The sequence below is a fragment of the Thermoanaerobacterium aotearoense genome (assembly GCF_009905255.1).
In the GTDB taxonomy this organism is placed as follows: domain Bacteria; phylum Bacillota; class Thermoanaerobacteria; order Thermoanaerobacterales; family Thermoanaerobacteraceae; genus Thermoanaerobacterium; species Thermoanaerobacterium aotearoense.
In genome coordinates this window covers 2,026,909-2,041,911 of sequence record NZ_CP047602.1, presented here as the reverse complement: position 1 = coordinate 2,041,911, position 15,003 = coordinate 2,026,909, and the positions used below count along the sequence as shown (strand labels likewise).

Here is a 15,003-nt window from a genome sequence, read left to right as displayed (position 1 = left end):
CAATCCTTTCATTCAATATGATAGATTAATAGTTGATAAATGCAATATTAAAAGATTTTATTCTCCGGCTGCCAGTATGCCTAATACATCCAGTTCTTTTTGAGTCATGCCTATTCCTCTTAGCATAAGCCTGTTGCCTTTTAGGCTTTCAATGTCGTTTATACCCATACCGCCAAGCATCTCCTGTATCTCATGGCCCCAAGCTGTAATGAGATTTACAAGCCTTTTGTATCCTATTTCAGGGTTTAATCTTTTTACGAGATTAGGATCTTGAGTGGCTATTCCCCAATTGCATTTTCCGGTGTAACACTGTTGGCACATATGGCAACCAAGTGCAATAAGTGCTGCAGAACCTATATAAACGGCATCAGCGCCTAACGCAATTGCCTTTACTATGTCAGCACTGCTTCTTATGCTGCCTGCTGCGATGAGGGAGATGGTGTGCCTTATACCTTCTGAGCGAAGCCTTGAATCTACTGATGCGATGGCAAACTCAATTGGAATTCCTACATTATCCCTTATGCGCTTTGGAGCCGCACCTGTACCACCTCTAAAGCCATCTATAGCGATGTAGTCAGCACCGGCTCTTGCAATGCCAGATGCTATGGCTGCCACATTGTTGACTGCAGCTATCTTTACACCGACAGGTTTTTTGTAGTCTGTTGCTTCTTTTAGCGAATATATCAACTGACTTAAATCTTCAATTGAATAGATGTCATGGTGTGGCGCAGGCGATATGGCGTCGCTGCCTACAGGTATCATTCTTGTTTCAGAAATGTCCTCGCTTACTTTTTCACCAGGCAAATGGCCACCAATTCCAGGTTTTGCCCCTTGACCAATCTTTATCTCAACTGCTGCAGCAGTTTTTAAGTATTCCCTATCAACTCCAAATCTACCTGATGCTACTTGAACAATTGTATTTGGACCGTATTTTCTAAAATCCTTATGAAGACCGCCTTCACCAGTGTTGTAGTATATGCCTAATTCTTTTGCTGCTCTTGCCAGTGATGCGTGAGCATTGTAGCTTATTGAACCATACGACATGGCAGAAAACATTATAGGGTAATTTAATGTTAGCTGTGGAGGCATTTTTGTCTTTACGTTTAAATTTTCGTCCAATTCTATCTTATCTGGCTTTCTACCTATGAAAATTTTTAACTCCATTGGCTCCCTTAATGGGTCTATAGAAGGGTTTGTAACCTGACTTGCGTTAATCACCATCTTATCCCAGTAAATAGGATATGGTCTGTCGTTGCCCATGGCCGATAGAAGAACGCCCCCTGTTTCTGCTTGTCTGTATATATCTCTTATGGCATCGTAAGTCCAGTTGGCGTTTTCTCTGAAAACTTGAGGATGTTTTACTATCGTTAAAGCGTGCGTAGGGCACATTACGACACATCTTTGGCAATTTACGCATTTATAATCGTCAGCTACCATTTTGCCTAAGTCTTCATCATAGCTGTGTACTTCATTTGCACATTGTCTCATGCAGACTTTGCAGTTTATGCATTTATCGTAATCTCTTATTACTTTAAATTCTGGCGTAAGGTAATTAAGGCTCATGCAGTAACCTCCTTTTTATTGAAAATCTCAGATACGTTTTGCTGGTCGATCTCTGCAATTACAGGCTCTCCACCTTTAGGTATCCATACTCTATCAGGATTTTTGCAGACTTGCCTTATAGCTGATTCTTCGCTTGCGACGTAAATTACATCGCCGTGGCTTGCGGCTGTTAATGGTCTTAATTTTATCCTGTCATTGATGGCGATGAAACCATTATCGTATGTTACGATCAATGAGAAAGGACCATTTAATAAAGCCTTGCTGTATATTATTTTGAGACTGTGATAAAGCTCTTTTTCTTTTAAAGACATGCGTTCTACCTGATTCCACAGAGGTGACGCTACGACTTTTGCTGCCAAAGACACTGGGAGATTGTGCTTTCTCAACAGTAGATCGAAGATGTACGCAGCGACTTCGGTATCTGTCTGGAGTGTGCAAGAATATCCGAATTCTTCTAAGTACTTTCTGTTCGTGTCATAGGAAGAAAGCTCGCCGTTGTGCACTACTGAAATGTTTAAAAGATTGAAAGGATGTGCACCGCCCCACCATCCAGGAGTGTTAGTAGGAAATCTGCCATGAGCTGTCCACATGTAGCCATTGTAAGTTTCCAATTTGTAAAACTCGGCTACATCTTCTGGATATCCAACTGCTTTAAAGACACCCATGTTTTTGCCGCTGGAGAATATATACGCTCCATCCACATTTTTATTTACATTGAAGATAAACTTAACGACGAAATCTTCATCGGTAATTTCATTGGCATTTAATACTTCAAGTTTAGGCAATGCAAAGTATCTGTAGATAAGAGGAGCATTTTTTATGCTTTCTGTTTTTCTGGTAGGTATTTTTTCCTCGTAAGCTATGACGAAATTTGCTTTAAGGAGCTCTTCCGTTTCCTGTTTTGCCTTTGTGTTGTCGTAAAACATGTGGAATGCGTAATGCTCTTTAAACTCAGGATAAATGCCGTAGGCAGCAAAACCACCACCGAGACCGTTTGATCTATCATGCATCGTTGCAATCGAATCGGCAATTATCTGGCCAGAAAAAACTGCTCCAGATCTATCTATTATGCCGCTAATAGCGCATCCAGAAGGTATCCTTATATTTCCTTCTTTCAACATTTTATAACCCCCTTAAAATTTTTTATGTGCAATATTTTTTTTGTAAACTGCAATTTTTAGAAAAAGTTTACTGCAGCATATTCTTACAGTAAACCGTTTGAAGCCAAATTTTTAGCTTGATAAGAGTGTTATCAATATTATATTACATTTTTTGAAAATTGCAATACAAAAATGTAGAAATTCATGAAGTTGTTTTGATAAAAAACGCTTGTGACATTTTACGGCAAAATTTTGTTAATTTCTACAATGCCTATTTTTTCTACTACAAAATATTGTATAATTATTATATACTTTATATTAAGGTGGTATTGTATGAGTATTTACGATAATATTAAAAAAGCCGTTAGAGATTTTCAAAGATATGTAGATGTTCCAATATATCTCATTGATAAAGATGGCAAATTGATTTTTTCAGGTGAAGAAAATTCTTTAAAAAAAGAAGGAATTTTTGTCGTAAACAGAGAATTTATAGACAAAAAGGATGTATACGAATGTCAAGCCATGACTTTCTACAACATATTTGTAAACGGATGGCGTTTTTTGACTGTCGGTGTTAAAGGTACTGGTGAGAAGGCGAGAAACATTGTCATGCTGTTGTCAATGAGCTTTGAACACATGGCAAATCAGTTGTCGAAAGAGGACTTGCTTTTAAAGCTTCTCTTAGGTGATTTAAAAGACGATGAGATGGAATATTACTTTCAAAAATTTAAAATCGAGGAAAAAGAGCTTTACAGAGTTATAATAATCGAGTCAAGTGAGCAGATTTATGATGCCTATAAAATGGTGGGACACATATTTGAAAAGAATAGCTATCAAACAATCATTCTAAGTGAAAATAGATTTGCTGTTTTGCTTGTAGAGACAGCTTTAACGGACGTTGATATGGCTGCAAAGACTTTAAAGGATACGATAGAATCCGAAATATATATTAGGATAGATATGGGTGTTTCAAACAAAGCCTACAATTTTAAAGAGATAAGCAAAGGCTATGATGAAGCATCTACAGCATTGAAATTTGGGAAAAAAATTGATAACAACGAGAAAGGAATTTACTTTTACAGAAGCTATGCTTTAGAGGAGCTGTTATTGAAGCTTTCAGATGATGATATTAAGAGGTTTCTTATGGCTTTTACAGACGGCAATTTAGATTATTTCAATGACGATGAACTTGTTACGACTCTCAATGCTTTTTTCAGGAACAGTTTGAATTTGAGCGAGACATCAAGAGATTTGTACATCCATAGAAACACTTTAGTTTATAGATTGGATAAGATACATAAGTTGACAGGATTTGATCCTAAACAGTTTAATGATGCCGTAATACTTAAAGTTTTAATGACGTTTGCGAAATTTTTGCCATAGTAAAAACAATTTCGAAAGGAATGTTGCAGGAAATGATTAAATTTGTTGGGGTTTCAAAGAAGTACAAAAATGACATTATCGCCGTTTCAAATATCAATTTTACGATTGACAACGGTGAGTTTGTCTTTTTGGTGGGGCCAAGTGGTGCTGGGAAATCTACGATATTAAAGCTTCTTTTGAGAGAAGAAATTCCTACTACAGGAAGTATCTTTGTAGATAAAAAAGATATAACAAAGTTGAAAAGAAAAGAAGTACCGTATTTAAGAAGAAACATCGGAGTAGTGTTTCAGGATTTTAAACTTTTGCCGAATAAAACAGTGTATGAGAATATAGCATTTGCACTGCAGATTGTGGAAGCCGAGCCTAAGTATATAAGAAGAAGGGTACCGATGGTTTTGTCTTTAGTTGGATTAAGCGAAAGAGCTAATTCGTATCCGCAGCAATTGTCTGGTGGCGAACAGCAAAGGGTGTCAATTGCAAGGGCGATTGTAAATGAGCCTTCGATTCTTGTGGCTGATGAACCTACGGGAAATTTAGATCCTGATACGTCTTGGGAGATAGTAAAGTTGCTGTCTGAAATCAATAAAAGGGGAACAACTGTAATAATGTCTACACATGCGAAAGATATTGTTGATTCGATGAAGAAAAGGGTCATTGCTCTTGAAAAGGGAAATATAGTAAGAGACGAAATGAGAGGTGTTTACGGATATGAAGCTTAATACTGCAGCATATTACATAAGAGAAGGTCTTACAAATGTCAGAAGGAATAGAGCGATGACAGTTGCGTCAATTACTTCTGTTACGGCAGCACTGCTGATATTAGGGCTGTTTTTGATAATCATACTTAATGTGGATTCTATGGCGAATCAAGTTGAATCGCAATTGGAGCTTAAGGCATTCATAAATGATAATTATGATGCGACTAAAGTGGCAAAAGTCGGTGAAGAGATAAAGGCAATAAGCGGCGTAAAGTCTATAACATTTGAGTCTAAAAAAGATGCTCTCAACAATTTTAAAAAGCAATTGGGAGACAAAAGTTACTTAGTAAATGGTTTGGAAAATGACAACCCGATGCCACAGTCTTTTATTGTCAAAGTGACAGACGCAAACATGATGAAGCAAGTGTCAGAAGAGATAAAAAAGATTGATGGTGTAACTCAGGTAAGTTATGGACAAGATGTGGTAGATAAACTGCTGGGAATTATAAAGATAATAAGAATAGTTGGCCTCTTTGTAATACTTATTCTCTTTATAATTTCAGTTGTAATAATTTCAAACACAATTAAATTAGGAGTGTTTGCACGACGCAGGGAGATTAACATCATGAAGTATATTGGCGCTACAGATTGGTTTATCCGGTGGCCATTCCTTGTAGAAGGCATTGTGTTAGGGCTTGTCGGTTCAGTGCTGGCTATAGCTATATTGGGCTTTATATACGGATATGCTTCAGACCTTGTGAACAACAAATTGATTATATTTACACTTCTTCCTGCAGGTGTCGTGATAAAGCAATCACTTGTGTACTTTTTGGCTATGGGTTCCTTAATAGGCGCCATTGGCAGTGGCATATCTATAAAGAGATTTTTAAATGTCTGAGGAGGTATATTATTGAGGGAAGGAAAATGGAGGAAGATAATTTTTACATTATTAATTTCAGTGATGCTTCTTACGACATCATTTCCCAGAGCTGACCAACTGCAAGACGCAAAAAACAAATTAAACAATGTTCAAAGCGCTATAAATCAAAACAAGGCTAAGCAGAACCAGATTGCAAGTCAAAAGCAGGATATACAAAAGGAAATACAAGATCTCGACATGAAGTTGAATGATACCACAAAACAGCTTAATGATGCAGAGGCGAAATTAAACGATGCGATAGCGAAATTAAATATAGCACAGCAAGAGCTTGATACGGCCAAAAAGACGGAAGAAAGTCAAAGGGATATATTGAAAGAAAGAGTAAGGGCCATGTACATAAGCGGTGGAGAAACAGGTTATCTTGATGTGCTTTTAAGTGCAAAAAGCTTTGCTGACTTTGTAACAAGGCTTGATTTAGTAGAAAGGCTTGTTGGGTTTGATGTCAATCTCCTAAATTCGTATCAGCAGCAGAGAAAGACTGTTGAAGAAAAAACGAAACAGTTAGCTGTGGCAAAGCAGGATGCAGAAAATTACAAAAATCAGGTAGAGGCCAGAAAAAGAGATATTCAAGTTGCCTTGTCATCAAGGGAAGGATTCATGAGAGACTTAGAGAGGCAACAAGAGCTATATGAGGAGCAAGAAAAGGCTCTTTTAGAGCAGTCAAAGCAATTGGAGAGCACCATAGCCAAATTGCAGTCCTCTAACACAGTTTATACAGGAGGAAAGCTTGGATGGCCTGTTCCCAGCAGTTCAACAATAACATCGCCGTTTGGCACAAGGTATCACCCTATTTTGCATGAATATATAATGCATACAGGAATTGATATAGCCGCATCATATGGAGCAGCTATAGTTGCTGCAGCAGATGGCAAAGTCATATACGCAGGATATTATGGTGGATACGGAAACGCGGTAATAATCGATCATGGCGGTGGCATAACTACTTTATACGGTCATAACTCTGAACTTTTAGTTACAGTCGGTGAAACGGTGAAGAGAGGCCAACAAATAGCAAAAGCTGGCAGCACTGGATTGTCGACAGGACCTCACTGCCATTTTGAAGTAAGAAAAAATGGAGTACCTGTAAATCCTATGGACTGGTTAAAATAACCGGTCTATTTTTTTTGTCACCATATTATTGTATAATAAGATGTAACATCATATAATTTAGAGAACTGTTTTGATATTTGGCAGTTTAATATTTTGGCTTTAAAGAAAGGAATGGATAAATATATGAATAAAAAAAGAATGGTTGCTGGTGCGGTTTTACTTGTATTTGTAAGCAGCATAATGACTTTTTACCTCACAAGGCTTGTACCACTTGCATACGGTGGTTCGGTGATTGTGCCGAGAGAAGAGTACAACCTTATTAAGCAGTACAGCAAGCTTTTTCAAGTTGAGAACATACTGACAAATGATTATGTCGATAAGATAGATCAATCTAAACTTGTGGATGGATCGATAAAGGGGCTTGCCAGTTCCCTTGGAGATCCATATACAGTTTACATGGATAAGAAAGATTACCAAGATTTCACGACACAGACGACAGGTTCTTATGCAGGCGTTGGTATCGTGGTTTCAGTTGACAAAGATGGGCATATTGTAGTTGTTTCACCGATGAAAGGGACGCCGGGAGAGAAAGCTGGAATAAAATCTGGTGATATAATAGTATCTGTAGACAATGTTAAGGTTAATGGAAATAATTTAGATAAAGCTGTTTCTTTGATGAAAGGCCCTCAAGGCACGAAGGTTTCACTTGTTTTGATGAGAGACAATAAGCTTATTACTAAGACTTTGACGCGAGAAATAATCAAATTGCAGACGGTAAGCAGCACTATGCTGCCAGGCAACATAGGCTATATCAAGATGACGATGTTTGATGAAAACACATCTGCTGATTTTACAAAGGCTCTTGATAGTCTTAAATCGCAGGGATTAAAAGGACTTATCATAGATTTAAGAGATAATCCAGGCGGCATATTGGAGCAATGTGTCAATATCGCTAATGAACTGTTGCCAAAGGGCCTTATAGTATCTACAAAAGGCAGACAAAGCAAGGACAACCAAGTGATATATGCAAAAGGGCCAGGATTGCAAAAGCCAATAGCTGTCCTTGTTAATGGTGGAAGTGCCAGCGCTTCTGAAATACTGTCAGGTGCAATAAAAGACAGAAAAGTTGGAGTGCTTGTGGGCACAAAGACATTTGGCAAAGGTTTGGTACAATCTGTCATAGATTTTGGCGATGGTACTGCTCTTAAGTATACATCTGCAAGATACTATACTCCAAGCGGTGTAAACATCCAAGGGAAGGGCATTGAGCCAAACTACGTTGTTGAGCTTCCAAAAAACTATGTCGTGACGGATACACCAGATTTGAAAGGCGATACACAGCTTATAAAAGCATACGACATAGTAAAATCAGAGATCAAATAAGGTGTTTATATGATATACATTAATTTAATATGGCTTATAATTAAATCTATTGCGTTGATGATCTTAAACCCTTTCATGTGGCTTGTCGTCGCTTTTATCTACTTTCAGTACAAGAGGAATGTAGAGATTGAAAGGCAGATGGTGGGAAAAGAGCAAACATCCCTTAAAGATCAGGTTTTGGATTCTGTCATATATGGCTTTTTGATAGGCATTTTGGGTAGCATAGTGATAGTTTTTTTAGGAATAACAATAGATAATATTGGCATAGAGTACGTATTTCCGCTTGCAATACTGCTTATGCTGATAAATCCGAGGTATATATGCTTTTCTTACGCTGGTGGGATTGTATCACTTATTAGCTTGATGATTGGATATCCAAACGTAAATGTATCGGGGCTTATGGCTATAGTGGGCATTCTCCATCTCATGGAAAGCATACTCATTTACCTGGATGGTTCAGCAAACAGCATACCTGTGTTTGTAAGGCTAAAAAACGGCAATGTTGCCGGTGGATATACGATGCAGAAATTTTGGCCTATACCTTTTATTGCCTTGTCAACGACGACAGCCATATTAGGTGGTGCATCATCCATAAACATGCCTGATTGGTGGCCTCTATTAGGGCCTTCTTCGAATCTGAAAAATATTGTATTTATAATGATGCCTGTAGTTGCTGCACTCGGATATGGAGATATAGCTCTTACAGAGATGCCTAAGAAAAGAGCCCATAGATCGTCCATAAGGCTTCTGGGCTTTAGCTTAATATTGATAGGCTTATCTCTTTTAAGCATTAAAATATATATTTTCAAATGGATTGCGGCTATCTTTGGACCATTGGCGCACGAGTTAATCATTATAATTGGGCAGAGGGAAGAAAAGACGAAAAAACCGCTTTTTGAATACCAAGATACTGGTTTGATGGTGCTGTCTGTAGTAAAAAATTCTCCTGCTGAACAAATTGGGATAAAGCCAGGCGATGTAGTTTTAAAGATAAATGATATTCAGATTAACAGTGAAGATGACATTAAAAGACTGCTTTCAACAAATCCAACCATATTGTTTATTACAGTAAGAGAGACTGATGGCAGTTTTGTCAGATATGAATACAGAAATTGCAAGGGGATAAATTGGCTTGGACTTCTTATCGTACCGCAGTATCCGGATAATTTATACAGCATAAGTGAGATGGAAAATGGAGGTTTGATAAAAAGCTTGTTGCGAAAGTTTACGAAAAAGCATTAGGAGGTAAAGCGGATGTTTGTAGAAACTTATGAAACATACAATGCGGTTTCTGATAAAACATTGAAAGGTAAATTGGTGGTTGTGATAGATACGCTTAGGGCTACCAGTGTCATAACGACAGCCCTTGTCAATGGTTCAAAAGAGGTTATACCAGTAGCCGATATTGAAGAGGCTGTAAACCTGTCTTGCAATTTTGACAAAGACGAAATATTATTAGGTGGGGAGAGAAATGCCGTCAAAATCGATGGGTTTGATCTTTCCAACTCGCCTTTGGAATATTCAAAAGATGTTGTAGAAGGAAAAACTATCATATTGACGACTACTAATGGTACGAGGGCTTTAAAAAAAGCTTCTTCATCAGATGATGTCGTTGTTGGGTGCCTTTTAAATGTTTCATCTATTGCAGAATACATCCAAAGAGAAGATAAAGATGTAGTAATCATCTGCGCTGGCACCGAGGGAAAATTCTCTATCGATGATATTATAACTGCTGGCGCTATTTTGCATAAGCTTAAAGAACTAAAGCCGTATGAAAGTGATGATTTGTCAAAGGCGTCATATTTTCTATATGAATCTTTTAAAGACAATGTTTTAGACATAATGAAATACGGTTATCATTTAAACAGGATAGAAAAATTAGGTTATCACGATGATGTGAAGTTTTGCACAACAATAGATATGTTTTCAATTGTTCCCAAATACATAAATGGTGTAGTAAAGATATGTTGAAAGCCGGCCTGTGCCGGCTAAAAACATATGTTTGTGTTGATTTTTTATATATGGTATAATATTATAAAATGCTTGGGAATGTTTATAGAAGGTGTTTGTAATGAGTGAGTTCAAACTTGTATCAGATTATAAGCCTACAGGTGATCAGCCGGAGGCAATAAGAAAATTGACAGAAGGCGTAAACATGGGCCTTAAGTGTCAGACGCTATTGGGGGTCACCGGTTCTGGCAAGACATACACTATGGCAAATATCATAAAGAATGTCAATAAACCTACACTTGTAATTGCACATAATAAGACGTTAGCGGCTCAACTTTGCGCAGAGTTTAAAGAATTCTTTCCAGAGAACGCTGTAGAATATTTTGTAAGTTACTATGACTACTATCAACCAGAGGCTTATGTTCCACAGACAGATACTTACATTGAAAAAGATGCGTCCATAAATGAAGAAATTGATAAACTGAGGCATTCAGCTACTGCAGCGCTTTTTGAGAGAAGAGATGTTATTATTGTTGCCAGCGTTTCATGTATATACGGATTGGGTGATCCGGAGGATTATGAGGAGCTTATGCTTTCTTTAAGGCCTGGCATGATAAAAGATAGAGATGAAATTTTGAAGAAACTTGTTGACATCCAATATGAACGAAATGACATCAATTTTGTGAGAGGCAAGTTTAGAGTAAGAGGTGATGTGATAGAGGTTTTCCCAGCATCATCATCTGACAAAGCAATAAGGATCGAGCTTTTTGGCGATGAGATCGATAGAATCACAGAAATAGATGTATTGACTGGAGAGATAATCGGCGAAAGAAGCCATGTGGCTATCTTTCCAGCATCACACTATGCTACATCGAAAGAAAAGTTGAAAAAAGCCATAGAAAGCATAGAAAAAGAGCTGGAAGAAAGGTATAAAGAGCTTAAAGATCAAGGGAAAATTTTAGAAGCTGAAAGGCTTAAACAGAGGACTAATTACGACATCGAGATGCTTCAAGAAGTTGGCTATTGTTCCGGTATAGAGAATTATTCGAGGCACATATCAGGCAGGGCTGCTGGAAGCCCACCTTATACGCTATTAGATTATTTCCCTGATGATTTTTTGATGTTCATCGATGAATCCCATGTTACAATACCGCAGATTAGAGGCATGTACAATGGTGATAGAGCAAGAAAAGAGTCTTTAGTAGATTTTGGATTTAGGCTTCCGTCTGCATTTGACAATAGGCCTCTGAAATTTGAGGAATTTGAAGAAAGGATAAATCAGCTTATATGTGTTTCTGCTACGCCAGGGCCATATGAATTAGAGCACTCTGAGAGGGTTGTTGAGCAAATAATAAGGCCAACAGGGCTTGTAGACCCAGAAGTAGTTGTTAAACCTGTTAAAGGGCAAGTAGATGATCTGCTAAGCGAGATAAAAATGACTGTTGAAAAAGGATACAGGGTATTAGTCACGACTTTGACGAAAAAGATGGCTGAAGACTTGACAGATTATTTTAGGGACATGGGCGTAAAAGTGAAATACCTCCATTCGGATATTGAGACGATAGAGAGAATGGAGATAATAAGGGATTTGAGGCTTGGCAAGTTTGACGTCTTAATCGGAATAAATCTATTGAGAGAAGGCTTGGATTTGCCTGAAGTGGCTTTGGTTGCCATTCTTGATGCAGATAAAGAAGGCTTTTTGCGATCTGAAACTTCACTTATACAGACTATAGGCCGTGCTGCGAGAAATGCCGATGGTAGAGTCATCATGTATGCGGACACTGTAACAGAATCTATGAAAAACGCCATAAATGAAACCAACAGAAGAAGAGCCATACAGATGGAATACAACAAAAAGCACGGCATTACGCCAAAGACGATTGTAAAAGGCATAAGAGATGTGATAGAGGCTACAAAGGTAGCTGAAGATAATGGCACTTATAAAGTGAAGAAGGCAGAAGTAATAGACAAGGTGTCTATTGAGAAAATGATAAATGAGCTTGAAAAAGAGATGAAAAAAGCTGCAAGAGACCTTGAATTTGAAAAAGCTGCAAAACTCAGAGATAAGATATTTGAACTTCAAAAGATGATGAAAAATGCTATATGATTGCTATTGCAATTTTTCACACACATGAAAGGAAGAAGCAAATTGGCAATAGATAAAATCGTAATTAAAGGTGCAAAAGTCCACAATTTAAAAAATATAGATGTTGAAATACCGCGTGACAAGTTTGTCGTCATAACAGGGCTTTCTGGTTCAGGGAAATCGTCGCTGGCATTTGACACGATATATGCGGAAGGACAGCGTAGATATGTAGAGTCTTTGTCAGCCTACGCGAGACAATTTTTAGGCCAGATGGACAAACCAGATGTGGAGTACATCGAAGGTTTATCGCCTGCAATATCAATAGATCAGAAGACTACCAACAGAAATCCTCGCTCTACAGTAGGGACGGTTACAGAAATATACGATTATTTGAGGCTATTGTACGCAAGGATAGGTATACCACATTGCCCTAAATGCGGCAGAGAGATCTCCATGCAGACAGTTGATCAGATGGTAGACAGAATAATGAAGTTGGATGAAGGCACCAGGATACAAGTCCTTTCGCCTATCATAAGAGGACGTAAAGGCGAGTACCAGAAGCTCATGGAAGATATTAAAAAAAGTGGATACGTCAGAGTGAGAATAGATGGAATAATGTACGATTTAAGCGAAGACATAAAATTAGAAAAAAACAAAAAACACACCATAGAGGTTGTTGTAGATAGAATAATTGTAAAGCCACATATCGAGTCAAGGCTTACAGATTCAATAGAATCTGCACTAAAGCTGTCAGATGGAATCGTCACAATTGACGTCATAGGTCAAGAAAGCTTTACAATGTCTGAGAAGTATTCATGCCCTGACTGCAACATAAGCATTGAAGAACTTTCTCCAAGGATGTTTTCTTTTAATAGTCCTTACGGTGCTTGCCCTACGTGTGCCGGTTTAGGAGAATTTATGAGAATCGATCCAGAGTTACTTATAAGGGATAGAAGCAAGTCGTTAAAAGATGGAGTATTTTCTGGATTTATCGTATCACAGGAAAGTTACACGTATCAAAATATTTTAAACCTTGTAGAAAGCTATGGATATAGTGAGAATACTCCATTAGAAGAGTACAGCGACGATTTGATAAATGTGCTGCTGTATGGGAAAGATAAAAACGGCAAGAAGCATGGATTCGAGGGAATAGTAAATAATTTGGAGAGACGGTATAATTCCACTAATTCAAGCTTTATGCGGGAAGAAATAGAAAAGTACATGAGGCCAATCGTATGTCCTGACTGCCACGGTGCTCGCCTAAAACCCGAAGTGTTGGCTGTCACTGTAGGCGGCATACCTATAAACAAGATGACAGATTTTTCTGTGACAGAACTTCTCCAATTTATGGATGAGCTTAAATTGACAGAAAGGGAGGAGTTTATTGCACATCAAATAATTAAAGAGATTAAAGCAAGGCTTAATTTCTTAAAAGACGTAGGGCTTGATTACCTTACTCTTTCAAGAAATGCAGGCACATTATCAGGCGGAGAGTCTCAGAGGATAAGGCTTGCCAGCCAGATAGGCTCAGGGTTAGTAGGTGTCACTTATATACTTGATGAACCCAGCATAGGGCTTCATCAAAGGGATAATGAACGGCTTTTAAATTCCCTTAAAAAGTTGAAAGACCAAGGGAATACGTTGATTGTGGTTGAGCACGACGAGGATACCATGTTTGCTGCAGATTACATCGTCGATGTAGGTCCAGGTCCCGGAGAGCACGGCGGTAAAATTGTTGCTGCGGGAACAGTGGAAGACATCATGGCATGTGAAGAATCTCTTACTGGTCAATACTTGAGTGGGAAGAAAAAAATCGATGTTCCTAAGACGAGGAGAAAGCCCAATGGCAACTACTTGACAATTCGCGGTGCGGCTGAAAACAACTTGAAAAATATAGACGTCACGTTTCCGCTTGGTATACTTATATGTATAACGGGTGTGTCTGGATCAGGCAAAAGTACCCTTATAAACGAAATTCTCTATAAAGCGTTGGCGCAAAAATTGTACAAAGCAAAAGACTTGCCTGGGAAATATGATGCATTAGAAGGAATCGAGAATATAGACAAAGTCATAAACATTGATCAGTCACCTATAGGAAGAACCCCCAGATCAAATCCAGCTACGTATACTGGTGTATTTGATCCTATTAGAGAGCTGTTTTCAAATACGCCAGATGCCAAGATCAGAGGTTATAAACCTGGTCGCTTTAGCTTCAACGTCAAAGGTGGAAGGTGCGAGGCTTGCAGTGGTGATGGCATAATAAAGATTGAGATGAATTTCCTCCCGGATGTATATGTGCCATGTGAAGTATGCAAAGGCAACAGGTATAATAGAGAAACTTTGGATATAAAATACAAAGGTAAGAATATATCTGATGTTTTAAATATGACAGTGGAAGAAGCATTGGAGTTTTTTGCCAATATACCCAGGATAAAAAGTAAGTTAGAGACATTGAATGATGTCGGATTAGGTTATATTAAGTTAGGGCAGCCTTCTACGCAGCTTTCTGGTGGGGAAGCCCAAAGGGTAAAACTGGCGACTGAATTATCAAGGCGTTCTACAGGCAAGACGGTGTATATACTTGATGAGCCTACTACAGGTCTTCACTTTGCAGATGTCGATAGGCTTTTGGACGTGCTAAACAGACTTGTAGATGGCGGCAATACCGTAATTGTGATAGAGCACAATCTTGACGTCATTAAATCTGCTGATTACATCATCGACATGGGACCTGAAGGCGGAGACAGAGGAGGAACTATTGTGGCTACTGGAACACCAGAGGAAGTGGCTGAAAACAGCCTGTCGTATACAGGGCAATTTTTGAAAAAAATTCTTGCCAGATAATGAGGT

Annotated in this window: 11 protein-coding genes; 9 read left to right on the top strand and 2 right to left on the bottom strand. The window is 38.3% G+C overall.

The features are described from left to right. Positions 1-57 precede the first annotated feature (57 nt). Positions 58-1,563 carry a glutamate synthase-related protein gene (locus GSH73_RS10145; RefSeq protein WP_014758126.1) on the bottom strand — a complete coding sequence of 502 codons (1,506 nt, stop codon included), beginning with the start codon at positions 1,561-1,563 and terminating at the stop codon, positions 58-60. Further along, complete coding sequence (locus GSH73_RS10140; protein ID WP_014758127.1) at positions 1,560-2,684, bottom strand: class II glutamine amidotransferase; 1,125 nt, start codon at positions 2,682-2,684, stop codon at positions 1,560-1,562. The genes GSH73_RS10145 and GSH73_RS10140 overlap by 4 nt, the downstream gene beginning before the upstream one ends. A gap of 312 nt (positions 2,685-2,996) precedes the next feature. Here GSH73_RS10140 and GSH73_RS10135 point away from each other — a divergent pair, with 312 nt between their 5' ends. The 9 genes from GSH73_RS10135 to uvrA all read left to right on the top strand — a co-directional run bounded on the left by GSH73_RS10135 (position 2,997) and on the right by uvrA (position 14,997). After that, a complete protein-coding gene (locus GSH73_RS10135) occupies positions 2,997-4,046 on the top strand; it encodes a PucR family transcriptional regulator (protein ID WP_014758128.1) in 1,050 nt (349 codons plus the stop codon). Between the two features lie 32 nt (positions 4,047-4,078). Next, on the top strand, positions 4,079-4,765 hold the full coding sequence (gene ftsE, locus GSH73_RS10130) for a cell division ATP-binding protein FtsE (RefSeq protein WP_013787318.1): 687 nt from the start codon (positions 4,079-4,081) through the stop codon (positions 4,763-4,765). Beyond that, a complete protein-coding gene (gene ftsX / locus GSH73_RS10125) occupies positions 4,755-5,642 on the top strand; it encodes a permease-like cell division protein FtsX (RefSeq protein WP_014758129.1) in 888 nt (295 codons plus the stop codon). The genes ftsE and ftsX overlap by 11 nt, the downstream gene beginning before the upstream one ends. 12 nt (positions 5,643-5,654) lie before the next feature. Next, positions 5,655-6,794, top strand: coding sequence for a murein hydrolase activator EnvC family protein (locus tag GSH73_RS10120; protein ID WP_014758130.1), 1,140 nt, complete (start codon positions 5,655-5,657; stop codon positions 6,792-6,794). A 123-nt stretch (positions 6,795-6,917) separates the two neighbouring features. Then, complete coding sequence (locus tag GSH73_RS10115; RefSeq protein WP_014758131.1) at positions 6,918-8,117, top strand: S41 family peptidase; 1,200 nt, start codon at positions 6,918-6,920, stop codon at positions 8,115-8,117. 9 nt (positions 8,118-8,126) lie between these two features. Then, the gene (locus GSH73_RS10110; RefSeq protein WP_014758132.1) at positions 8,127-9,359 is read left to right on the top strand and encodes a PDZ domain-containing protein; all 1,233 of its coding nucleotides are present in this window, start codon (positions 8,127-8,129) and stop codon (positions 9,357-9,359) included. A 12-nt stretch (positions 9,360-9,371) separates the two neighbouring features. Continuing rightward, complete coding sequence (locus GSH73_RS10105) at positions 9,372-10,088, top strand: 2-phosphosulfolactate phosphatase family protein (protein WP_014758133.1); 717 nt, start codon at positions 9,372-9,374, stop codon at positions 10,086-10,088. A 100-nt stretch (positions 10,089-10,188) separates the two neighbouring features. Further along, positions 10,189-12,174 carry an excinuclease ABC subunit UvrB gene (uvrB, locus tag GSH73_RS10100; RefSeq protein ID WP_014758134.1) on the top strand — a complete coding sequence of 662 codons (1,986 nt, stop codon included), beginning with the start codon at positions 10,189-10,191 and terminating at the stop codon, positions 12,172-12,174. Positions 12,175-12,216: 42 nt separating this feature from the next. Continuing rightward, entirely contained in the window at positions 12,217-14,997 is a 2,781-nt protein-coding gene (gene uvrA, locus GSH73_RS10095; RefSeq protein ID WP_014758135.1) for an excinuclease ABC subunit UvrA, read from the top strand. Positions 14,998-15,003: the final 6 nt, after the last annotated feature.

Coding starts and splice junctions, on each gene's coding strand:
- GSH73_RS10105 (WP_014758133.1), top strand. CDS start 9,372: ATGTTTGTAGAAACTTATGAAACATACAATGCGGTTTCTGATAAAACA.
- GSH73_RS10145 (WP_014758126.1), bottom strand. CDS start 1,563: ATGAGCCTTAATTACCTTACGCCAGAATTTAAAGTAATAAGAGATTAC.
- GSH73_RS10135 (WP_014758128.1), top strand. CDS start 2,997: ATGAGTATTTACGATAATATTAAAAAAGCCGTTAGAGATTTTCAAAGA.
- GSH73_RS10110 (WP_014758132.1), top strand. CDS start 8,127: ATGATATACATTAATTTAATATGGCTTATAATTAAATCTATTGCGTTG.
- GSH73_RS10140 (WP_014758127.1), bottom strand. CDS start 2,684: ATGTTGAAAGAAGGAAATATAAGGATACCTTCTGGATGCGCTATTAGC.
- ftsX (WP_014758129.1), top strand. CDS start 4,755: ATGAAGCTTAATACTGCAGCATATTACATAAGAGAAGGTCTTACAAAT.
- ftsE (WP_013787318.1), top strand. CDS start 4,079: ATGATTAAATTTGTTGGGGTTTCAAAGAAGTACAAAAATGACATTATC.
- GSH73_RS10115 (WP_014758131.1), top strand. CDS start 6,918: ATGAATAAAAAAAGAATGGTTGCTGGTGCGGTTTTACTTGTATTTGTA.
- uvrB (WP_014758134.1), top strand. CDS start 10,189: ATGAGTGAGTTCAAACTTGTATCAGATTATAAGCCTACAGGTGATCAG.